We start from the raw sequence: 20,747 nt of genomic DNA on the forward strand, positions 1-20,747 counted from the left end.
ATACCGCAGGCGCCGCGATGACCGCCCGCCACCCCCCGCCCGCGCCCGGCTTCTTTGCCGGGCTGCGCACCGGCCTGGCGCCGCTGGCGCTGTGGGCGGCGCATTTCGCGTTCTGCTATGTCGCCACGGCCGTGGGCTGCACGGCGCTGCTCCAGGGCGGCGGCATCACGCCGCAGACGCTGCGCGCGGTGCTGGCGCTGGGCACCACGGTGGCGCTGGCCGGCGGCGCGGGGCTGCTGTGGCGCGCCTGCCGGCCCGCGGCCCGCCGCGGCGGCGACCTGTTGCCGGTGCTGCGCCGCACCGGCGCGCTGCTGGCGCTGGTGGGCATGGCCTGGACCGGCTTGCCGCTGGCGCTGCTGCCGGTGTGCGGGCGCTGAGCCGACCCGCCCGTCCACGCCGGCGCGGCCAGGGACGCTCAAGAGGCGCAGGTAAATCTTTTATTTTCGGCACACCCGGTTTCAAAAACCCCGCGCCTGCAGGAGTTTCCTCTACACCAACCCCAATGAACTTACGAAAAGGTTACCGCTGTCGTTTCAACTTACTCGGCGAACCCGGCGCGCTGCAGTATTTTCCTCGGACAGACCGCACCTATTCATGGAGGCACGGGGCTCAATTTCCAGGGCCGGCGGTATTTGCCTGCGCCTGGAATAAGCGCTCGCTTCCGATTTTCCATCCGTCCCGGGCGGACGGTTGGTTTTGTTGCGCCTGAATTTGTCATTGATTTTAAGCTGATGGAGTTTGGCATGAAGCGTTTCCATGTCCTGCTGGTGGCCGGACTGCTGTCGGCGCCCCTGCTGGCCTCGGCCGCCCGGGTGGTGTCGGACTGGGGCAAGATCACCTTCATCGGCACCAGCTCGGCCGCCGATGCGCTGGGCGTGACCAGCACGGCGCCCACCGTCAATCCCGGCTGCCCCACGCTCAATGCCGGCTATTCCACCGATGCCGGCGACCCCGGCCGGGCCCTGCACCACTCGGTATTGATGGCCGCGTTCCTGAATAACCGGGAGGTGCAGATCGTTGCCGACGGCTGCGCCTTCAACAAGCCGCGCATCATTTCCGTGATCGTGCGCTGAGGCCATGAAGCGGCTTTTCAGGCCATTTTCGCGCGCGGGCTCGGCGGCCGGCACAACAGGCCGCTGGCTGGTGTTGCTGACGGGGCTGGCGGTATTTCCGGCCATGGCCGCGCAGGTGCTGGCCAGCCGCAACAACAACGCCCGCACCGGCGCCAATCTCTACGAGCAGCGGCTGTCCGCGGCCAATGTGAACCCGCGCCAGTTCGGCCACCTGTTTTCCCAGGAGGTCGAGGGCAACATCTACGCCCAGCCGCTGGTGGCCACGGACGTGAAGACCGGCGGCGGGCTGCGCAACATCGTCTACGTCGCCACCACCGACAACCTGGTCTACGCCTTCGATGCCGACGGCACCGGGCGCAGCCGCGGCTTCATCTGGGCGCGCCGCCTGGGCGACCCGCCCGGCGCCAATCCGGCGGCCAAGGTGACGGTGCCGCTGGGTGGCCTGCTGCTGCCCTCCATCCCGAACCGGGCGCCGCGGGTGGGGCCGGTGCCCTGGAACGACCCGGCCCATTTCCGCAACAACGCCACCACCTTCATGGGCAACGTCGGCGTCATCGGCACGCCGGTGATCGACCGCGGCCGCAACGCCATCTACCTGGTGTCGCGCACCAAGGCCGGCGCGCAGTACGTGCAGACGCTGCACGCGCTGGACCTGTCCACCGGCAACCAGAAGCCCGGCAGCCCGGTGGTGCTGGCGCGCGACACCTCGCGCACCAGCTTCGCCGCCTTCATGAACCAGCGCACGGGCCTGGCCATCGCCAACGACCGCCTCATCGTCGCCTGGGGCTCGCCGGGCACGGGCGAGGACGTCAACCGCTACAGCGGCTACGTGATGGCCTTCAACCTCGACACCCTGGGCCGCAGCGGCTGCTTCGCCACCGGCACGCGGCTGGGCGGCGGCATCGGCTTCTGGCAGGCCGGGCGCGCGCCGGTGGTGGACGGGGCGGGCCGGGTCTACCTGTTCAGCGGCAACGGCGGGCCGCGCGCCGCCGACCCGGTGAACCTGTGCACGGCTGACGGCAGCTTCCCGGCCGCGCCGCCGCTGGGCGTGTACCTCTCCAACGCGCTGCTGCAGCTGGACTTCCGGCGCCCGCAGCCGCTGCTGCACCAGGCGCTGGCCCCGAACCAGGAAGCGCTGGACGTGTGCGACGTGGACCTCGGCGGCTCCGGCCCGCTGCTGGTGCCGGGCACCGGCACGATGGTGGGCGGCGGCAAGCAGGGGCTGCTGCACGTGTTCAGCCGCAGCGCCGATGGCCGGCACGAGCTCACGCAGACGGTGCAGGCCTACGCCGGGCCGCCCGAGTACTTCGGCATCCGCGTGGACGACCAGGGTGTCAAGCGCTGCGCGCGCCGCGGCCAGCCCGAGGCGCAGGGCGCGCACCACATCATGGGCGGGCCGGTGTATTGGGAGAGCCCGGTGCACGGGCCGCTGCTGTACCTGTCGCCGGAGTCGGAATACATCCAAGCCTTCCGCTTCGACAAGGCGCGCAGCCAGCTCGCGCCCGACCCGGTGATGCGCAGCGCCGCGCCGGTGCTGCGCCATCCCGGCGCGATCCTGAGCCTGTCGGCCAACGGCAGCCAGCAGGGCAGCGGCATCCTCTGGGCGGTGCAGGGCGACCGCAAGGTGGACTCGCCGGAAGACCCGTGGATCGAGCAGATCCGCGGCGTGGTGCGCGCCTTCGACGCCGACGACCTGTCGCGCGAGCTGTGGAACAGCAAGCAGTCCGACGGGCCGGAATTCAACTTCGCCAAGTTCACGCCGGTGACGGTGGCCAACGGCAAGGTCTACGTGCCGACCTTCTCCGGCAAGCTGATCGTCTACGGGCTGAAGCCCTGAACGTCACAGCGGCTCGGGGTGGTTCCCGCCTCGGGCCCGGGCCGGCGCTTCGGCCCGGGCGCGCGCCAAGGTGAAAGGGGCCTCGCGGCCCCGGTACTTGGCTCATTTGAGGGCAGCGGCCCAGGACCGCCGCCCGGCCGCCTCAGCCTTGGTAGGCGCCCGGATACCAGGGGCCGTTGCCGTCCCAGCACAGCTCGGCGACGCGGCCGTTGGGCTGCGTCACGTAGACGCGCAGGTGCAGCGCGCCGTCCTGCCAGGCGGTGGCGCTGACCGCGCTGCCCGGTGTGGCGGGGAAAGCGCCCACATACCAGTGGTCGCGGTCCCAGCAGTACTCCGTCACCTTGCCCTGGTTGGCGACGTAGGCGCGGATGTGGATCTGGCCGCTGCCGTCCTGCCACGAAGTGGCGCCCACGGCCTGCCCTTCCTGGACGAAACCGCCGGCGGACCAGCCACCGTCCCAGCACTTCTCGGTCACCTTCGCGCCGTCGCTCGTGTAAATGCGCAGGTGGGTGCCGTTCTGATTCCAGGACACTGCCGAAGTCGAGAATGCGAATTGAGACATTTGATTTCCCAGTAGGATTTTAAAACGGTCGCCGGCCTTTGCCATCCAGCAACACCGCAGCGACCGAAAATCATGCTATTCCCGTCCATAAAGTTTCTACATTACACGTTGTTACTGCGGTCATGGGTTTATGCTGAGTTTTGCCCCATATCAATCCGGGGCGCCTGATCAAATATCAAATCCATTTTCCAGGGCTGTGGAAGCAAGCACCCGGGCGCCCAGGAGCCGCGCCAGCGGGAGCACAGCCGCAACACCAGCCGGCCCGCCGCGCCGGCGTGCGGCATGCGCATGCAGAAGGCGCAGACCGCTTGCATCGTGATGCCACCGGCGGTGCCGTGCCCGCGCCCGGCATGCTCATGCCGCGGCCAAGCCCTCTATCCCATGGCCGCGAGTCGCCCCGTGTATTTGTTCATATCCGCACCCGGCATGAAATACCATCAACCGAATTGAATGCAACCGAGCAGCAAAATATCCGCGCAGCGCCTTGTCTGAGTTTCAGAAGCCGACATCGATTTACTGGCACGCCTTTCCCGCGACCCTGCGCACACCGAAATACCGGAATCGCGCCCCAGCCACGCCCAAAACAAAACCCCGCGCCGCCAGTGGCGACGCGGGGCTCGGGCCCGGGGTCAGGGCAGCAGCGCTCAGCCCGCGGCGGCCTTGAGCTGATCACCCACCGGCAGCTTGCGCAGCCGCACGCCGGTGGCGGCGAAGAGCGCGTTGGTCAGCGCCGGCGTGACGCCCGAGGTGCCGGGCTCGCCGATGCCGCCGGGCTTGTCGCTGCTGGGCACCAGGTGCACCTCGATGCGCGGCACCTCGTTCATGCGCATCACGCGGTAGTCGCCGAAGTTGGTCTGCTGCACGCGGCCCTGGTCCACGGTGACCTCGTTCCACAGCGCCGCCGACAGCCCGAACACCACGCCGCTTTCCAGCTGCGCCCGCACCGTGTCGGGATTGACGACCTGGCCGCAGTCCACCGCCGCCACCACGCGGCGCACGCGCACCTCGCCCTGGGCATTCACCGCGGCCTCGGCCACCATCGCCATGTAGCTGCCGAAGGCGAACTGCACCGACACGCCGCGCCCCACGCGCTCGCCCGCACCGGCCTGCAGCGGCTGGCCCCAGCCGGCCTTCTCGGCGGCCAGCTTCAGGCAGGCCTGCAGCCGCGGCTGCTTGCCCAGCAGCGCCAGGCGGTACTGCACCGGGTCCTGCCCGGCCTTGGCGGCGAGCTCGTCCATGAAGCTCTCCACCACCCAGACGTTGTGCGTGGCGCCCACGCCGCGCCAGAAGGCGGTGGGCAGCGGCGGCTCGTGGCGCACGTACTCCACGCGCTGCGCCGGGATGTCGTAGGGGATGTCGCGCGCGCCCTCGACCGCGTCGGGGTCCACGCCGTTCTTGACCAGCGGCGGCGCGAAGCGCGACATGATCGACGAGCCGGTGATGCGGTGCATCCAGGCCGTGGGCCGGCCCTGCTCGTCCAGCGCGGCGGCGATGCGGTCCAGGTAGTAGGGGCGGTACATGTCGTGCTGGATGTCCTCCTCGCGGCTCCACACGAACTTGACCGGGTAGTTGACCTGCCGCGCGAAGCTCACGGCCTGGACGATGAAGTCCACCTCCAGCCGCCGCCCGAAGCCGCCGCCCAGGTAGTGGTTGTGCACCTGCACCTTCTCGTCGGGCAGGCCCAGCACCTTGGCCGCCGCGGTCTGCGCCAGCACCGGCACCTGCGTGCCCACCCAGAGCTGGCAGCCCTCGGCGCTCACCGCCACCGTGCAGTTCATGGGCTCCATGGTGGCGTGGGCCAGGAAGGGCATCTGGTAGATGGCGTTCACGCCCTGGCTGGCCCGGGTGCCGGCCAGGATGCCCAGCGCGTCGCCGTCGCTGCGCGCCAGCGCGCCGTCGCGGCGCGAGGCGGCCTCCATGTCGGCCACGATGGCGTCCGTGGTGAGCACGCTGTGCGGGCCGCCGCTCCAGGTCGGCGCCAGCGCCGCAAGCCCCTGCTTGGCGGCCCACATGTGGTCGCCCACCACGGCCACGGCGTTGTCGAGCCTGAGCACCTGGCGCACGCCGGGCACGGCCAGGGCGCGGGCCTCGTCCATGCCGGCGAGCTTGCCGCCCACCACCGGGCAGGCGGCCACGCTGGCGATGCGCATGCCCGGCACCTTGGCGTCGATGCCGAACAGCGCGCGGCCGTTGACCTTGTCCGGCGAGTCCAGCCGCTTCACCGGCTTGCCGATGAGCTTGAAGTCGGCCGGCTTCTTCAGCGGCACGTCCTTGGGCACGTCGAGCTGGGCGGCAGCGTCCACGAGCTGGCCGTAGTGCAGCGAGCGGCCGCTGGCGCGGTGCGCGACCACGCCGTTGGCCACCGTGAGCTCGCCGGCGTCCACCTTCAGGCTCTGGGCCGCGGCCTGCACCAGCATGGCGCGCGCGGTGGCGCCGGCGCGGCGCAGCGGCTCCCAGGCGCCGCGGATGGAGGTGGAGCCGCCGGTGACCTGGCCGCCCAGCAGCGGATCGGCGTAGAGCTTGTTGTCCGCCGGCGCCTGCTCCAGCCTGACGCGGGTCACGTCCACCTCCAGCTCCTCGGCCAGCAGCATCGGGATGGAGGTGAAGGTGCCCTGCCCCATCTCGACCTTGTGGACGATGAAGGTGACGGCGCCCTGGCGGTCGATGCGGATGAAACCGCTGTAGGCCAGCCCCGGCGAGTCCTGCGACAGCGCGGTGGTGGCCTGGCCCACGGCGGCCTCGGGCGGCTTCTCGTTGCGCGGGCCACCACCGAGCGGCACGGCCGAGCAGCCCGGCAGCGCGATGCCGATGAGCAACCCGCCGCCGGCGGCGGCGCCGGCGCGCAGGAAGGCGCGGCGCGACACGGCGGCGTCGGGACCGGCGTCGGCCTCGGCACCCTGCTGGAGCCTTTCGAGGATGCTCATGTCAGGCTCCCTTGGTCGGACGCGCGATCGACGAGGCCGCAACCTTGACGGCGGCGCGGATGCGCTGGTAAGTGCCGCAGCGGCACAGGTTGCCCGACATGGCGTTGTCGATGGCGGCGTCGTCGGGGTTGGGCGTGCTCTTGAGCAGCGCGGTGGCGGCCATCACCTGGCCGCTCTGGCAGTAGCCGCACTGCACCACGTCGAGCTCGCGCCAGGCGGCCTGCACGCGGCGGCCCACCGGGTCCTGGTCGATGCGCTCGATGGTGACCACGCGCTTGCCCTCCACGGCCGACAGCGGCGTGATGCACGAGCGCGCCATCTGTCCGTCCACGTGCACGGTGCAGGCGCCGCAGGCGCCGATGCCGCAGCCGAACTTGGTGCCGGTGAGCCCGGCGACGTCGCGCAGCGCCCACAGCAGGGGCATGTCCGGTGGGAGGTCCAGCGTGGTGGGCTGGCCGTTGAGCGTGAAGGTCGGCATGGAGCACCCCTGAAATGGCAGGCCCCGCGCGATGGCAAGCGGCATGCCGTGGAACTACCGCGGCGTCCGAGTGCGGGAGGCCGCGCCTGTGGAGCCGGGCACTGGCCCGGCCGGAAACGCGAGGATAGCGGGGCGGCACAGCGCCAGCGCCAACAGCCCGGACGCCGGGGCCGCGATGCAAGCCCGAACAGTGCGCCCAACAGCCCGCTTCTTGGCGCAAGGTACGCGGCCCGCGTGCCCATACTCCCTGGCCATGAAAACCCAGTACTACACCGCGTCGAGCCTCGACGGCTTCATCGCCACCCCGGACCACTCGCTGGACTGGCTGCTGCAGTTCGGCACCGACGGCGGCAGCAGTTATGAGGAGTTCATCGCCCAGGTCGGCGCCATCGCCATGGGCTCGCACACCTACGAGTGGATCCTGCGCAACCATGTGCGGCCCGCCAACGGCCCGGCGCAGCCGTGGATGTACGCGCAACCCGCCTGGGTGTTCAGCCACCGCGAAGTGCCCGCCGTGGACGGCGCCGACATCCGCTTCGTGCGCGGCGACGTGGCGCCGGTGCATGCCGCCATGGCGCGCGCCGCCGCGGGCAAGAACCTGTGGATCGTGGGCGGCGGCGAGCTGGCTGCGCAGTTCCACGACCAGGGGCTGCTCGACGAGATCATCGTCACCATCGTCGCCGTCACGCTGGGCCAGGGCCGGCCGCTGTTCCCGCGCGCCATCACCTCGCCGCCGCTGGAGCTCAAGTCGGTGCGGCCCCACGGCGAGGCCTTCGCCGAGCTGCGCTACGCCGTGCCGCGCCGCTGAGGGCGGCTTCATCCGGGCCGCGATGCTGCGGGTTGCCCCGGCAGGCCCCGCAGACGGCCCGAGCCGCCCCAGGCCCCGCACGGCAGGCGCCTCGCGCTTGCCGGCCGCCATATTTCCGGATTGTTTCTCGCAGATTGGAGACGGGTCTTTCCGGCCGGCCCGCTCAGGCCATCCGTTCGCTTATTTGTGTCGGAATCCCTGGGGAGCCGATCTCACATCATTTGTGGCGCACCGCCCCGGCAATTCAGCCACAGCCAAACCCCATGAGCCGGGGATATTGAGGCGTCCAACCGCACACCCTGGTTTCGGGAAATAAGTAACCAGGCTTCAAAAGCCGGCCACGAAATCCGGCATGCCCATTTCAAATTCCACACTGCAAAACGACGCGGCTTTTGTCCCTTGGCCTGCGGGGTGGGCGACCGGGCCATGAGGTCAAGAATCAATCACTGGCTCGGCAGGCTGGCGACTTCACTTTGCCATTTTCCTGCCGTGGGCCAGCCGCCGCCGCGATTCAAAACCGAGCGCGGCGCGGTCCATCCCGAGCAATATTGCTCGATTTTGTGACAGGAGCAGTCTATGAAATTGAAAAGCCTGTATATGGCCGGTTTGCTGGCCTGTGCCGCGACGGCCGGCCATGCGGCGTCATTCTCGATGTCGCTCACGCCGGGCACGCCGCTGAGTTTCGGGCGCTCGAACATCACCGAAACGGGCTTCATGGATGAGATCTCGTTCACGGGGCTGGGCAAGGGCATGTACGCGGTCAACGCGGCCCTGTTCTCCAGCGTCGGCCTGTCCTTCGACAAGGTGATGCTGGGCGGCAAGCCCTTCAACGTGATGAGCGGCGGCGGACTGTCCACGGCCTTCTACAGCGGCCAGCATGGCGGTGACTGGACGCTCAAGCTCACCGGCAGCGGCAACGGCGCGGCCTCGTACCACGGGCTGGTCAGCGTCGCGGCCGTGCCCGAGCCGGAGACCTATGCGCTCATGCTCGGAGGCCTGGTGGCGGTGGGCGTGGCGGTACGCCGTCGCCGCCAACAGCCGTAAGGCCCGCCCCCGGGTGACGGCCGCCTGAAGGGTCGATGGGCCCGACGGCGTCCCGGGCGGGGCCGCCGGGCGCAGGATCGATGCTTGCTGCCTGGTGCGCCCCGTCTTTCCGGCCCCGCCGCCCCGCACGCCCCGTGCTCGCCTCACACCGCAAAGGACCCGCCGCGATGCCCGCTCTCACCCGCCGCCAGCTTCTCACCGCCGCGGCCGCCGCCTGCGCGCCCGGCCTGCCGCACGCCGAGTCCGGCGGCATGAAATGGCACCCCGGCCAGTACATCCACATTCCCAGCCGCGGCGGCGTGGCCGCCATCGAGGACACGCTGGCCCAGATCCGCAACATCGAGGCGGCCCGCGGCCTGCAGCTGCGCTACACCTGGGCCGAGCTGGAGCCCTCGGAGGGCCGCTACGACTTCAGCCGCATCCGCCAGGACCTGGAACGCGTCGGCGGCGCGAAAAAACGGCTGCACGTGCTGCTGATGCTCAAGTCCTTCGGCGGCGGCGCGCGGCCGGTGCCCGAATACCTGGAGCAGAAGGCCGAGCGCGGGCGCGCCACCTTCAACATCGGCATCCAGGAAAAGCAGGCGCCCGGCGGGCCGCGCAACCGCGCCGGCCAGAACATCGCGCTCTGGGAGCCGCGGGTGCTGGAGAGCCTGGAAAACTTCCTGCTCGCCATGGGCAGGGAGCTCGACGCCCACCCGGCGCTGGAGGGCGTGGCCTTCAACGAAACGTCCCTGGGCAAGGCCGACCGCGACATCGGCGCCGAGGACAAAACCCAGTTCTTCCGCAACCTGGCCTCGGCCGACCGCACGCTGCGCAAGGCATTTCCGAGCACCGTCACTCTGCAGTTCGTGAATTTCCCGAAGGAGGCGATTCCGATCCTGGTGGGCCAGATGGCCGAATATGGCATCGGGCTGGGCGGGCCGGACATATTCCTGGACGACCGCTCGCTGCGCAACAACGTCTATACCCAGTATCCGCGCCTGGCCGGCGTGGTGCCGCTGGCGCCCTCGGTGCAGTACGAGAATTACGTCGCCCTGCGCCACCAGGGCGAGCGCACCTCGGTGCCGCTGGAGGATCTCTACAACTTCGCCCGCAATGAATTGCGGGCCAATTACTTGTTCTGGACCCGGCCGCAGCAGGGTCTCAAGAACGTGTGGCCGGAGGTGCTGAATTTCCTCAAAACCCACCCCCAGGCCTCGACCCTGACCGGCGGGCTGGCCACGGCCTGCCCGTCGGCGTTCAGGGGCGGCTGCCGGATGGGCTGAGAAGCCGTGGACGATTTACCGTTGTCGCGGGCGGGCATAATCCACCTTGACCTCCGGGATATTCCAGAGGCCTGGCGCGGCGCCACGACCTGGCCAGCCAGTATTTTTCATTGCCGTCCGTCATGAAGGGTGGGCAGCTGTTGGCCGCCTGTATCAGGACATGAATATGTTCCCCGGCTCGCGCCAGCATGGGACGGGGATTCTGAAAGCCGGGTGGGCGTGCCTACGATGCCGCGGATTCATGAGCCGGTTCCGGTTCGGAGGTCCGCCATGCGTTGCCGTGTTTCACCCCTGGCGCTGGCCGCGGTGCTGGCCGCCATGCCGTTCGGGGCCCGGGCCGATGCCACTGCCAGCTTGCGCCTGAGCGATTTCGGTTATTCGCTCATCGACCTGGATTCCGATGACGGCATTACGCCGGCCGTGAGCTTCGACGCGCGCAGCTTCCGCGCCAGCGTGTCCGCCTCGGCCGTGGAGCAGTTCCGGGACGCCAACGGCCAGCCGGACAGCGTCTCGCGCACCGACAGCTGGAATGCCCATTTCACGCTCTTTCCCGAGATCGGCCGCAGCGCCAGCCTGCCCGGCGCCAGCAGCTCCTCGGTGCTGTCGGGCTCGGTGGCCGAGCACAGCTACGGCGCGGTACTGGAGGGCCGCGCCCGCAACGGCCGCGGCGACGGCCTCTTCCGCACCGAATTCCGCGCCGAGGCCGAGCCCGCCAACGGCAGCTTCCGCCTGATCGGCATCCAGGCATTGAGCCTGACGCCCTTCACCGAGCTGGTCTGGACCGGCCAGCTCGACCTGGACAGCCAGAGCGCCCGCCGCCTGCCCGGCATGCGCTACGAAGCGTCCGGGGCCCGGGCCGAGCTGGGCCTGTTCGACGCGGCGGGCCGGCTGATCGACGGCTTCGAGGCGCAGACGCAGTCCTCCAGCGGCTCGGGGCCGGACACGAGGCAACTGGACATCCGGTTGAGTTTCGCCAATGCCACCGACGCGGTCGCCCACGGCCATCTCGCCTCCAACCTGAGCGTGTCCGGCGTCACGTACCTGCCCATTCCCGAACCCGGCACGCCGGGGCTGCTGCTGGGCGGGCTGGGGCTGCTGGCCTGGGCGCTGCGGCGGCGCCAGCCGCTGCGCCCGGCCCTGCCGCTGCTGGCCGCGCTCGCGGGCGCGCTGGCCGGGCCGGCCCAGGCCGCCATTTCGGCGCGGGTCGGCGTCACGAATCTCGGCTACACGCTGATCGACCTGAACCCGGGCGACGGCATCGCGCCGGGCCTGCGGCTGGTGTCGCGCCCGGGCCGGGGCGGAGGGGTTTCGAACAGCATTTCGGAGTACTACCTGCGCGACGACCGCATCGCCCCGTTCGGCGCCAGCCTCGACGGCCGGGACATGAAGCTCGACAGCTCGGGCCCGTTCGTGCCGCTGGCCACCGCGATCAGCGGGCCGCAGGTGCAGGCTTCGGCCTCCCAGGGCGGCTCGGTGACGGCGCGCAGCCTGAGCGTGCGCACGCAGGGCAGCTTCGACTACCCGGTGGCCGACGCCGCCCACCGGCGCGGCTCGGGCTTCATCACGTGGGCCGAGACCAGCGTGGCCCGGTTTCGGCTCACGCCCTTCACGCAGATGGTGTGGCAGGGCGACTATGCGCTGGGCGTGGACGCCACCGTTGGCCGCGCCCACGGCACCGACGAATGGGTGGGAGCCTCCTTCGGGCTGGGGCTGGCGGATCGACAGAACCGGGGCGTGGGCGGTCTGTCCCGCAACCTGAGGCTGTTCCATGAGACCGGCAGCCGCGAAGACAACGGCGCGATCGACGTGTCCATCGTCAACGACGCCGCCAGGCCCTTCGTCGGCTCCTTCAGCCTGTGGATGCGCGTCGCGGGCCAGCTGCAGGAGAGCTTCGAGCTGGGCAGCGCGCCGCCCGTGCCCGAGGCCGGCACCTGGGCCCTGTGGCTGTGCGGGCTGGGCGTGGTCGGCGCTGCGGCGCGGGCGCGACGGCGTGCCATGCCGCCCGGCGTGCCGGCCTGATCCGAAGGGGCAGCGAATGGCCGGCGCCCGCGCCCGCCGCGGCCCCTGTCCTGTGCCCACGTGAATTTCGGCGGGTCCTTCACCGGCGGCGTCTGGCTGGGCGCCGGCGGGTCCTCGACCTGGGGCTCGGCGTCCGGCGGCGGCGGGGCCGGCGGCTGCGGCACGGGCGGATCGGGCGGGATGTCGTGCAGGCGCTGGGGCATCGCGGGCTCCACGGCGGCGGCTCAGCGCTGCTTGCGCGCGATGGCGCGGGCCAGCTCTTCCTTGCTCATGGTCGAGCGCCCGGCGATGCCCAGCGCCTTGGCGCGGGCATAGAGCTCCTGTCGGGTGTGGCCCATCACGTCCACGCCGCCGAAGGTCTCGCGCGGGTGGTTGCGCGCCTCGTCGCCGCCGGCGGCGGCCTGCGGATCGGACGGGCCCTTGTGCTCCTTGGGCTCCCAGTGGTCGCCCACCTTCTCGAACGAGTGCTTGAGCGAGGCCATGGCCGTGCGCCGCGCGCGCTCGCCGCGGCCGTATTCGCGCTCGGCGTTGCGCAGCGTCTTGGCGTAGGTGCGCTGCGCCTGCTCCGGGGAACGTTCCAGCGTGCCGGGCAGCTCCACGCCGTACTTCTGCTTGCTCATCGGGGTCCTCCTGATGTGCGGCCGCAAGGCCTTCGCCATCGTTCGGCAACCCCCGTTCCCGCGCTGTCACATGGCGAACTTCTTGCTCAGTGACACTGCTTCGACGGCCCCCGCGCCGGGAAACGCCGCGGCGCCGGCGGCTCCGCCACCTGACCGCCACACAAGGAGGACTTCCATGGATCTGGGATTGCAGGGCAAGCGCACTCTCGCAATGGAAGGCGCGCAGAAGGTCTGCGACGACCGCATGCCGGCGCGCTTGCATGGCGGCCTGGTGGGCGGCATCGCCTGAGCCCGGCATGGCCCCCGCTGCGACACCGGATGCCGCCACCGCCGTGCCCGACTTCGACAGCCGCGTCAGCGTGGTGGTGGCCGTCAAGGACGAGGCCGACAACATCGCGCCGCTGATCGAGGAGATCCACGCCGCGCTCGACGGCGTGGCGGAGTTCGAGGTGGTCTACGTGGACGACGGCAGCACCGACGCCACGCCGGCGCGGCTGGCCGAGGCGCAGCGGCGCTTTGCGCGCCTGCGCGTGCTGCGCCATCGCCGGGCCTGCGGCCAGAGCACGGCGCTGGCCACCGGCATCCGCGCCGCGCGCCACCCCTGGATCGCCACGCTCGACGGCGACCGCCAGAACGACCCTGCCGACATTCTTGCCCTGCTGGCGCGGCTGGCGCCGGGGCAACGCGCGCCGCGGCTGGCGCTGATCGCCGGCTGGCGCACCACGCGCCACGACAGCGCGGTGCGCAAGCTGTCCTCGCGCATCGCCAACGCCGTGCGCGGCGGCCTGCTGGGCGACCGCACCCCCGACACCGGCTGCGGTTTGAAGGTCTTCCCGCGCGAGGTGTTCCTGCGCCTGCCCTTCTTCGACCACATGCACCGCTTCCTGCCGGCGCTGTTCCTGCGCGAGGGGCTGGAGATCGCCTCGGTGCCGGTGCGGCACCGCCCGCGCGTGGCCGGGCGCTCCAAGTACGGCATCGCCAACCGGCTGTGGGTCGGGCTGGTGGACCTGCTGGGCGTGCTGTGGCTGCAGCGGCGCATGAAGCTGCCGGAGACGCTGTCATGAGCCTGTTTCAACACCCACTGCCCGAATGGCTGGTGCTGGCCTTCGGCTTCGGCGGCCAGGCGCTGTTCTCGGCGCGCTTCATCATCCAGTGGCTGGCCAGCGAGCGCGCCGGGCGCTCGGTCATGCCGGTGCTGTTCTGGCACTTCTCCATCGCCGGCGGCGCCACGCTCCTCCTCTACGCGCTCTACCGCCAGGACCCGGTGTTCATCCTCGGCCAGGGCCTGGGGCTGGCCATCTACCTGCGCAACCTGTGGCTGATCCGGCGCGAGCGCGAGCGGCATGCCCGGGCCGCCGGCGGCTCGGACAGCGGCATCGACGCCCGGCCATGAAGGCCCCCGCCCCCGCCCGCCGTGATGCCGCGCTCTGCGCTTTCCTGCTGCTGCTGATCGTGGCCAGCGGCCTGGCGCGGCCGCTGCTGCCCATCGACGAGACGCGCTACGCCGCCGTGGCCTGGGAGATGTGGGCGCGCGGCGACTTCCTGGTGCCGCACCTCAACGGCGAGCCCTACCACCACAAGCCGCCGCTGCTGTTCTGGCTCATCCATGCCGGCTGGCTGCTGTTCGGGGTGCAGGAGTGGTGGCTGCGGCTGATCCCGCCGCTGTTCGCCGCCGGCACGCTGGCGCTGTGCGCGCTGCTGGCGCGCCGGCTGTGGCCCGATCGCCCGGCCGTGGCGGGCATGGCGCCGCTGATCCTGCTGGCCAACGGGCTGTTCGCCTACTTCGCCAGCGCGCTGATGTTCGACGTGATGCTGAGCTTCTTCGTGGCGCTGGGCGTCTACGGGCTGGTGCGCGCCTGGCAGGACGGCGGCGCGCGCGGCTTTGCGCTGCTGGCGCTGGGGCTGGGCGGCGCCTTCTACGCCAAGGGCCCGGTGGCGCTGGTGCACCTGCTGCCGCCGGCGCTGCTGGCGCCGTGGTGGATGCGCGAGCAACGCCCGGCGCGCTGGGGCCGCTGGTACGGCGGGACGGCGCTGGCGCTGCTGGGCGGGGCGGCGCTGATCCTGGCCTGGGCCATCCCGGCGGGCCTGGCCGGCGGCGCCGAATACCGCAACGCCATCTTCTGGGGCCAGAGCGCCGGGCGCATGGTGGAGAGCTTCGCGCACAAGGCGCCATGGTGGTTCTACGCCGCCTCGCTGCCGCTGATGCTCGCGCCCTGGCTGCTGTGGCCGCGCTGGTGGCGCGGCATGCGCGGCGCGGAGGTCGGCGACAGCGGCCAGCGCCTGGCGCTGGCGGGCCTGCTGGTGGCCTTCGTGGTCTTCTCCGCCATCAGCGGCAAGCGCTGGCAGTACTTGCTGCCGGAATACCTGTTCATCGCCCTGCTGATGGCGCGCGCGCTGGCGGACGCGCCGGCGCCGCGGCGCTGGTCGCTGGCCGTGCCGGCGCTGACGCTGGCGCTGCTGGGCGCGGCGGCCCTGGGTGCCGCGCCGCTGCTGGTGGCGCGGCTGGAGCTGCCGCATGCCGGCCCGGCCCTGGCCCTGGGCGGGCTGCTGGCCCTGGCCTGCGGCGCGGCGCTGCTGCTGCGCCGCCCGGCGGACGTGCGCGACGAGGTGCGCCGCATCGCCGCCGCCACGGTGGTGGCGACGAGCGCCCTGCTGGCCGGCGTGGTGCTGGCCATGCGCGAGCCCTACGACATGCACGAGGTGGCGGCCCGGCTGGCGCAGTTCGAGCGCGAGGGCCGGCCCGTGGCGCTGAACGTGGACAACCACGGCCAGTGGGCCCTGGCCGGCCGGCTGCGCCGCCCGCTGCAGGAGCTGCCCACCGAGCAGATCCCGGCGTGGCTGGCGGCGCATCCGCAAGGGCGGGCGCTGTTCGTCTACCGCCGCGAGGAGCAGCTGCCGCCGGGGCTGCAGGTGGAATACACGCGCCCGTACCGCGGCGCGAAGCTGGCGATCCTGGCGCAGCCCTGAGGCGCCGTCCGGGGCGCCGATGCGTTCCGGTTTTCCCAGGTCCGCCTGATTCGAAAGCCCGAAACAAGCGGGCCAGACCATGCCCGTTTGAGAGGCCAGATTCAGATTGCGCCCTTGAATATCAGCAGCATGTCCCTTTCAAAAGGGATGGCGGCCTGAAGCGCCAGCCTTCAACAAGCACTTACCCACGCAGCACGGGGAATACTCAAGTCACTCCCGATCAACTGATGCCAAGGTCATTTGAATGTGAAATATCCGCCCCTCGTTCAGCGAGCACTCTCGTGAAAGGAGCGCGCCATGTCGTCCGTGAAATTCCTGGCCCTGCTGGCGCTGGCTTTTTCAAGCGCGGCGCAAGCCGTCCCGTGGACCGACTGGCTCCAGGCCGACACGCTGGGCGCCAGCGACGGCAACCGCGTGGCCGGGCGGCTGGGCTCGGGGTCACGGGCCGTGGAGGTGCTGTACCGGGGGCCGACCAGCTTCGTGCAGCTCGAAGGCCGGGTCAGCACGGATTACTGGACGGAGTTCTCGCCGCGTCCCTACGGCGTGACCGGGCGCCCCACGGGCAGCGACCTGATCGCCATCAGCGGCGGCAGCGACGCGCGGCTGACGTTGAGCTTTTCCAGGCCGGTGCGCGACCCCTACCTGGCCATCGTCAGCCTGGGCCAGCCCGGGGCGGTGGTGCGCTATGAATTCGGGCAGACGCCCACCCTGGTCAGCTCCGGGGTCGGTTATTGGGGCGGCTGCGCCGACTGCCTGCGGGTCAACGGCAACACCATCGTCGGCCGCGAGGGCCATGGCGTGGTCCAGTTCCTCGGCACCTTCACGCAACTGAGCTGGACGGCGCCCGATTTCGAGTACTGGCACGGCTTCACCGTGGGCATGGTGCCCGAGCCCCATGCCCTGGCGCTGGCCGCCGCGGGACTGGCGGGGCTGCTGCTGTGGCGACGCCCCGACCGTACCCGGTTGCCGGAACCGTGAAATCCGGTTGATCTGGCACCGACTGCCCACCCCGCGCCGCCATCACAATTGGAAACAACTCGCCACACCTTCAAGAACAGGCGGGACAGGGGGAATGAAGCATGGCGGAAGGCGACAGGCCGACGACGCGACAGGAGCGCGACAGGCCGGCAACGCGGCAGGACACGGTTCAGGGGCACGACCCCGGGCACGAGCACGGACATGCCGCGCCGGCCGCGAAGGCCCTGCCGGACGCGTCGTACAGCGCGGTCGTCCTGGCGGTGGCCACGGCAGTGGCGGCGCTGCTGCTGCAGCTGCTGGGCGCGCTGCTGCAGGTGCCGGGGGGCTGGGGCATCGAGGACCTGCTGGGCTGGCCCGACGCGCGCGGCTCCGGTGGCGCGCAGGGGCTGATCGGGCTGTGGTCGCAGACGGACCGCAGCCTGGTGGCCTGGCTGGTCCTGGGCCTGGACAGCGCGCTGTTCGTGCCGCTGTACGCGAGCCTGGGCCTGGCCGTGGCCATCGAGCTGGCCCGCGCCCTGGGCGGCGACGCGATCCCGGCGCAGCGCGAGGCGCGCGAGCGGCTGGTGCTGACGCTGCTGGTGCCGCCGGTGCTGCTGCTGATGCTGGTGGACCTGGCGGAGAACAGCCTGGGCCTGGCACGGCTGGGCAAGGCCGGGCCGGGGGTGGCCGTGGCCACGGCCGTGATCGCCCTGGCCGCCGTGCCGCTGCGCGGCCGGCTGCGCCTGCTGCTGGCGCGCCTGGGCCGCCGTGCCCTGCCCATCACCGGCGCCGCGGCGCTGCTGCTGGTCCTGGGCAACGGCTGGGCCGCTCCGGCCTGCACGCCCTTCGGGCAGCGCGGCGTGAGCTGGATCTCCGCGCTGGGCTGCGGCGCGCATGGGCTCAAACCCTGGCTCTCGGCGCTGGCCGTGGCGTTGCCGGCCGTGGTGGGGCTGGTGTGGCTGTCCGGCCTGGCCATCCAGGCCGAGGTGGTGTCCGACCGCCGCCTGCCGGCCTTCAGCCGGCGTCGCAGCGACACGCCGCCGTCCCGCCACGACGAGCGCGTGCTGCTGCGCGCCGCGGTACGCGACATCGTGCTGCGCAGCCGCTACGTGCTGCTGGCGCTGGCGCTGCTGGGCGGGCTGCTGCTGAAGCTGGAGGCGCCGCGCGATGCGCTCTACGCGCTGGCGGCTTCGCCGCTGCGCGGCGGCGAGGCCGCGCCGGCGGAGCAGGCGCTGCGGGCGCTGGGCACGCTGGGCGCGTTCACGCTCACGGCCGCGGCGTTGTGGGCGCTGCTGCTGAGCTGCTGGATATGGACGCGCGGCGCCAGCGAGCTGCAACGCGCGCGCGGCGCCCTGACCTCGCTGCCCATCGCGCCGGGCCAGTATTTCGTGCGGCTGTGGACCGGGGTGCTGGCCTTCATGCCGGCCGTGCTGCTGGCGCTGCTGTGCACGCAGGTGCTGCGCGAGACGGCCATGGCGCAGTCCGGCGCCAGCGGCTCCATCTGGGCCTCGCCGGCGCCGCTGCTGCTGGTCTGCGGCCTGGGCGCGCTGGTGCTGGGCGTGATCTTCCTGGCGCGGCGCCCGCCCGATGCCGGGCTGGCCTACTACGACACGCTGACCTGGCCCGAGTGGGCGGCGCAGGCCGGGCTGCTGTCCTCGCCGGAGTCGCGCACGGCGCCGCGGCGCTGGCGGCTGCCCCGGCGCGTGGCGCCGCAGGCGCTGCTGCCGCTGCTGCTGGTGGGGCTGCTGCTGTGCCGGGCCATCGACCTGCTGCCGGCCGCGGAGCTGCTGTGGGAGCGCGATCGCATGCCCAGCCTCGGCCTGGCCGCGACGCTGCTGGCGGTGGCGCTGTGGCTGTCGGTCTTCGGCTGGCTGTCGCTGCTGGAGATCCACGGCTCGCGGCCCTGGATCGGGCTGCCGCTGCTGGCCCTGCTGGGCCTGGGCGTGCTGGGCTGGACCGGCCAGGACGGGGTCTGGCCCGCCATCACCCAGACCCGCACCGCCGCGGCCGGCGGGCTGCGCATGCTGGGCTTCACGGCGCTGCTGGGCAGCCTGCTGCTGCTGGCCCAGGCCGGCGGGTTGTGGCTGGCGCGCCGTCACGAGGCGCGCTCGTTGCGCACCGTGTACGCAGGACTGGGCCTGCTGGGGCTGATGGTGCTGGCGCTGCTGGTGCTGGGCGCGGCGGACTTCCTGGCCAGCACGCGCACGCCCGCGCGCCGCGAGGTGCTGGCGGCGGACCGGCGCCCGACGCTGGACACCGCCCTGGCGGAGTGGCTGCAGTCGCTGTGCGGCCCAGGGCCGGGCCGGGCCGCCGAGCGCGGCGATCCGCCGGCCGCGGAAGGAGAAGACGCATCGCCAGCGCCCGCGCCCCTCGTGCCCTGCCAGCCCGCGCTGCCGCTGGACGCGCAGGGCGCGCTGCGGGTGTACCTGGTCGCCAGCGAAGGCACCGGGCTGCGGGCGGCGGCGTGGACGGGCTTCGTGCTGCAGCACCTGGCGCAGCAGGACGAACAGCTGCTGCACCGCACCTTCGCCATCACCGGCGTGTCCGGCGGCGCGGTGGGGGCGGCGGCGCTGCGCGGCTGCCTGGCGGGCGGGCGGCTGGAGGAGGGCTGCCTGGAGCGCCTGGCGCACGCGGACCTGATGTCGCCGCTGCTGGCGGCCGGGCTGTTCGAGGCCCCGCTGCAGGGGCTGCTGCCCTCGGCCGGCTGCGCGCTGCCGGGTTGCGGCTTCCTGTCCGGCACAGCTTGGTTCGAGCAGGCGCTGGAGGCCGGCAGCCCGGGGCTGCGCCAGGGGCTGATGGCCTCGCGCGGCTTGGCCGCCGCGCCGGGCGCGCACGTGCCCTACCTGCTGCTGGGCGCGACCTGGCTGCGCACCGGCGAGCGCGCCATCGCCAGCGACCTGCGCATCGACTGGCGCCAGTTCCCCGGCGCCCGCGATCAGCTCGGCCTGACGGGCCGGGACCTGCCGCTGGGCAGCGTCGCGCACAACGCGGCACGCTCGGGGCCGCTGCTGGCGCCGGGCCTGCTGCGCGCGCCGCACGAGCGCTGCCTGGACCGCGCCTCCGCGGACGGCGCCGCGCCGCGCCCGGCCTCGGGCCGGCCGCAGCCCTGCGGCCTGCTGGCCGACGGCAGCGTGGCCGACCCGGGCGCGACGCAGACCAGCATCGACCTGCTGCAGGCGCTGGGCCAGTGCCTGGCCACGCAGTCCGGCGCGGCGGGCCAGGCGCTCTACCCGCGCTGCGCGGCGCTGGACGGCGCGCAGCGCGCCTGGCTGCGCGAGCGCCTGCTGCCGCAGCTGCTGGTGCTCCGCGACCACCCGCCACCGCCGGTGCTGATCGACGCGGCCTGCGCGCCGCTGGACCAGCGTCCGCCCACGGCCGCCGAGCTGGTGGCGCTGCAGCCCCGCGCCGCCTGCGGCACCGACGCCACCCAGCCCCTGCCCGGGCGCCCGCTGTGCCCGGGCCCGAACAGCGGCATGCCGGCACGCACCTGGCACCACGCCGAGGCGGAATCGGCGGAAGCCGCGCTGGCCCAGGCGCGCCAGGTGCAGGCCGTGAGCGCCCTGCGCGACGCGCTGGGCGGCCTGGCCCGCGCCAGCGCCGAGCCGCCCGTGCGCACGCTGGACCTCGCGCCCGAAGGCATCCGCTACGCCGCGGGCTGGCACCTGCCGGCACTGGCGGTGGAACGGATGTGGCAGCAGGCGCGCGGCTGCACGCAGGGGGCGTGGACGGCGGGACAGGCGCAGTGAGAGGAGCGGGGCGTCGGCGCTCGCGGACGCGGCCTGTGCGCCGTGTCGTCGGTGGCACCACCCCGGCGGCGCGCCCAGGCGATCCAGGATCGAGGCACGGCGCCGGCCACGCCCACAGTCGTGCCCCGGGTGCGCCCGTTGCCCGCGGCATCGGCTCAGGCATTCGCGACGGAGGTGCGGCATGGGCGTGTCGGTGGAGGTGGACAGCGCCGGCGGCGAGGCCCGGCCCCGGGCCGTGAGCTTCGGGGCGCGGCGCGTGGAGGTGCAGGAGGTGCTGGACCGCTGGCACGGCCGGGACAAGACCTGGTGGAAGGTGGCGACGGCCGAGGGCGAGTACGTGCTCGTGCGCAACGAGATCAGCGGCGAGTGGGACCTGGCCGCGGTGGTGGCGCAGGCGCCCCGCGACGACGCCTGGCCGGCGCCGCGCAAGGGGCCGGCGCATTGAGC

18 protein-coding genes are annotated in these 20,747 nt (G+C 72.2%); 13 read left to right on the plus strand and 5 right to left on the minus strand.

Features of this window, described 5'->3' with window-relative positions; translation table 11 throughout:
* Window positions 1–17 precede the first annotated feature (17 nt).
* The 3 genes from HHL10_RS16480 to HHL10_RS16490 all read left to right on the plus strand — a co-directional run bounded on the left by HHL10_RS16480 (window position 18) and on the right by HHL10_RS16490 (window position 2,910).
* Complete coding sequence (locus HHL10_RS16480; RefSeq protein WP_169161487.1) at window positions 18–377, plus strand: hypothetical protein; 360 nt, start codon at window positions 18–20, stop codon at window positions 375–377.
* 366 nt (window positions 378–743) lie between these two features.
* Window positions 744–1,073 carry a hypothetical protein gene (locus HHL10_RS16485; protein ID WP_169161488.1) on the plus strand — a complete coding sequence of 110 codons (330 nt, stop codon included), beginning with the start codon at window positions 744–746 and terminating at the stop codon, window positions 1,071–1,073.
* Between the two features lie 70 nt (window positions 1,074–1,143).
* Window positions 1,144–2,910 carry a PQQ-binding-like beta-propeller repeat protein gene (locus HHL10_RS16490; RefSeq protein ID WP_169161489.1) on the plus strand — a complete coding sequence of 589 codons (1,767 nt, stop codon included), beginning with the start codon at window positions 1,144–1,146 and terminating at the stop codon, window positions 2,908–2,910.
* Window positions 2,911–3,052: 142 nt separating this feature from the next.
* Here the strand turns inward: HHL10_RS16490 and HHL10_RS16495 are convergent, their stop codons facing one another.
* From HHL10_RS16495 to HHL10_RS16505, 3 genes are all read right to left on the minus strand, one after another.
* Window positions 3,053–3,472 (minus strand): fucose-binding lectin, encoded by a 420-nt coding sequence (locus tag HHL10_RS16495; RefSeq protein WP_169161490.1) that lies wholly within the window; start codon window positions 3,470–3,472, stop codon window positions 3,053–3,055.
* A gap of 644 nt (window positions 3,473–4,116) precedes the next feature.
* On the minus strand, window positions 4,117–6,396 hold the full coding sequence (locus tag HHL10_RS16500; RefSeq protein ID WP_169161491.1) for a xanthine dehydrogenase family protein molybdopterin-binding subunit: 2,280 nt from the start codon (window positions 6,394–6,396) through the stop codon (window positions 4,117–4,119).
* 1 nt (window position 6,397) lies between these two features.
* Complete coding sequence (locus tag HHL10_RS16505; RefSeq protein ID WP_169161492.1) at window positions 6,398–6,874, minus strand: (2Fe-2S)-binding protein; 477 nt, start codon at window positions 6,872–6,874, stop codon at window positions 6,398–6,400.
* A 253-nt stretch (window positions 6,875–7,127) separates the two neighbouring features.
* On the opposite strand from HHL10_RS16505, the gene HHL10_RS16510 reads away from it, so the two are divergent.
* Window positions 7,128–7,682 (plus strand): dihydrofolate reductase family protein, encoded by a 555-nt coding sequence (locus tag HHL10_RS16510; protein ID WP_169161493.1) that lies wholly within the window; start codon window positions 7,128–7,130, stop codon window positions 7,680–7,682.
* A 443-nt stretch (window positions 7,683–8,125) separates the two neighbouring features.
* On the opposite strand, the gene HHL10_RS30590 is transcribed toward HHL10_RS16510, so the two are convergent.
* Window positions 8,126–8,398 (minus strand): hypothetical protein, encoded by a 273-nt coding sequence (locus HHL10_RS30590; RefSeq protein WP_235971569.1) that lies wholly within the window; start codon window positions 8,396–8,398, stop codon window positions 8,126–8,128.
* Here HHL10_RS30590 and HHL10_RS16515 point away from each other — a divergent pair.
* The 3 genes from HHL10_RS16515 to HHL10_RS16525 all read left to right on the plus strand — a co-directional run bounded on the left by HHL10_RS16515 (window position 8,334) and on the right by HHL10_RS16525 (window position 12,010).
* Complete coding sequence (locus HHL10_RS16515; protein ID WP_235971548.1) at window positions 8,334–8,726, plus strand: FxDxF family PEP-CTERM protein; 393 nt, start codon at window positions 8,334–8,336, stop codon at window positions 8,724–8,726. The two genes, HHL10_RS30590 and HHL10_RS16515, sit on opposite strands and share 65 nt — an antisense overlap.
* Window positions 8,727–8,893: 167 nt before the next feature.
* Entirely contained in the window at window positions 8,894–9,991 is a 1,098-nt protein-coding gene (locus HHL10_RS16520; RefSeq protein WP_169161495.1) for a hypothetical protein, read from the plus strand.
* A 270-nt stretch (window positions 9,992–10,261) separates the two neighbouring features.
* Entirely contained in the window at window positions 10,262–12,010 is a 1,749-nt protein-coding gene (locus tag HHL10_RS16525; protein WP_169161496.1) for a PEP-CTERM sorting domain-containing protein, read from the plus strand.
* 224 nt (window positions 12,011–12,234) lie between these two features.
* Here HHL10_RS16525 and HHL10_RS16530 read toward each other — a convergent pair whose 3' ends face one another.
* Window positions 12,235–12,630, minus strand: coding sequence for a ChaB family protein (locus tag HHL10_RS16530; protein WP_169161497.1), 396 nt, complete (start codon window positions 12,628–12,630; stop codon window positions 12,235–12,237).
* Window positions 12,631–12,926: 296 nt separating this feature from the next.
* On the opposite strand from HHL10_RS16530, the gene HHL10_RS16535 reads away from it, so the two are divergent.
* The 6 genes from HHL10_RS16535 (at window position 12,927) to HHL10_RS16560 (ending at window position 20,745) form a co-directional block, all read left to right on the plus strand.
* Window positions 12,927–13,694, plus strand: a complete 768-nt coding sequence (locus tag HHL10_RS16535; protein WP_169161498.1) for a glycosyltransferase family 2 protein — start codon at window positions 12,927–12,929, stop codon at window positions 13,692–13,694.
* Complete coding sequence (locus HHL10_RS16540) at window positions 13,691–14,023, plus strand: lipid-A-disaccharide synthase N-terminal domain-containing protein (protein ID WP_169161499.1); 333 nt, start codon at window positions 13,691–13,693, stop codon at window positions 14,021–14,023. Before HHL10_RS16535 ends, HHL10_RS16540 begins: the two co-directional genes overlap by 4 nt.
* A complete protein-coding gene (locus tag HHL10_RS16545; protein WP_169161500.1) occupies window positions 14,020–15,597 on the plus strand; it encodes an ArnT family glycosyltransferase in 1,578 nt (525 codons plus the stop codon). Before HHL10_RS16540 ends, HHL10_RS16545 begins: the two co-directional genes overlap by 4 nt.
* A 297-nt stretch (window positions 15,598–15,894) precedes the next feature.
* Window positions 15,895–16,575 (plus strand): PEP-CTERM sorting domain-containing protein, encoded by a 681-nt coding sequence (locus tag HHL10_RS16550; RefSeq protein WP_169161501.1) that lies wholly within the window; start codon window positions 15,895–15,897, stop codon window positions 16,573–16,575.
* A gap of 101 nt (window positions 16,576–16,676) precedes the next feature.
* Window positions 16,677–20,300, plus strand: a complete 3,624-nt coding sequence (locus HHL10_RS16555; RefSeq protein WP_169161502.1) for a hypothetical protein — start codon at window positions 16,677–16,679, stop codon at window positions 20,298–20,300.
* A gap of 181 nt (window positions 20,301–20,481) precedes the next feature.
* Window positions 20,482–20,745 carry a hypothetical protein gene (locus HHL10_RS16560; protein ID WP_169161503.1) on the plus strand — a complete coding sequence of 88 codons (264 nt, stop codon included), beginning with the start codon at window positions 20,482–20,484 and terminating at the stop codon, window positions 20,743–20,745.
* The last annotated feature ends 2 nt before the right edge of the window (window positions 20,746–20,747 follow it).

This window comes from Azohydromonas caseinilytica, from assembly GCF_012927045.1.
Classification (GTDB): domain Bacteria; phylum Pseudomonadota; class Gammaproteobacteria; order Burkholderiales; family Burkholderiaceae_C; genus Azohydromonas; species Azohydromonas caseinilytica.

Coding starts and splice junctions, on each gene's coding strand:
- HHL10_RS16480 (WP_169161487.1), top strand. CDS start 18: ATGACCGCCCGCCACCCCCCGCCCGCGCCCGGCTTCTTTGCCGGGCTG.
- HHL10_RS16485 (WP_169161488.1), top strand. CDS start 744: ATGAAGCGTTTCCATGTCCTGCTGGTGGCCGGACTGCTGTCGGCGCCC.
- HHL10_RS16495 (WP_169161490.1), bottom strand. CDS start 3,472: ATGTCTCAATTCGCATTCTCGACTTCGGCAGTGTCCTGGAATCAGAAC.
- HHL10_RS16500 (WP_169161491.1), bottom strand. CDS start 6,396: ATGAGCATCCTCGAAAGGCTCCAGCAGGGTGCCGAGGCCGACGCCGGT.
- HHL10_RS16505 (WP_169161492.1), bottom strand. CDS start 6,874: ATGCCGACCTTCACGCTCAACGGCCAGCCCACCACGCTGGACCTCCCA.
- HHL10_RS16510 (WP_169161493.1), top strand. CDS start 7,128: ATGAAAACCCAGTACTACACCGCGTCGAGCCTCGACGGCTTCATCGCC.
- HHL10_RS16515 (WP_235971548.1), top strand. CDS start 8,334: ATGTCGCTCACGCCGGGCACGCCGCTGAGTTTCGGGCGCTCGAACATC.
- HHL10_RS30590 (WP_235971569.1), bottom strand. CDS start 8,398: ATGAAGCCCGTTTCGGTGATGTTCGAGCGCCCGAAACTCAGCGGCGTG.
- HHL10_RS16520 (WP_169161495.1), top strand. CDS start 8,894: ATGCCCGCTCTCACCCGCCGCCAGCTTCTCACCGCCGCGGCCGCCGCC.
- HHL10_RS16525 (WP_169161496.1), top strand. CDS start 10,262: ATGCGTTGCCGTGTTTCACCCCTGGCGCTGGCCGCGGTGCTGGCCGCC.
- HHL10_RS16530 (WP_169161497.1), bottom strand. CDS start 12,630: ATGAGCAAGCAGAAGTACGGCGTGGAGCTGCCCGGCACGCTGGAACGT.
- HHL10_RS16535 (WP_169161498.1), top strand. CDS start 12,927: ATGGCCCCCGCTGCGACACCGGATGCCGCCACCGCCGTGCCCGACTTC.
- HHL10_RS16540 (WP_169161499.1), top strand. CDS start 13,691: ATGAGCCTGTTTCAACACCCACTGCCCGAATGGCTGGTGCTGGCCTTC.
- HHL10_RS16545 (WP_169161500.1), top strand. CDS start 14,020: ATGAAGGCCCCCGCCCCCGCCCGCCGTGATGCCGCGCTCTGCGCTTTC.
- HHL10_RS16550 (WP_169161501.1), top strand. CDS start 15,895: ATGTCGTCCGTGAAATTCCTGGCCCTGCTGGCGCTGGCTTTTTCAAGC.
- HHL10_RS16555 (WP_169161502.1), top strand. CDS start 16,677: ATGGCGGAAGGCGACAGGCCGACGACGCGACAGGAGCGCGACAGGCCG.
- HHL10_RS16560 (WP_169161503.1), top strand. CDS start 20,482: ATGGGCGTGTCGGTGGAGGTGGACAGCGCCGGCGGCGAGGCCCGGCCC.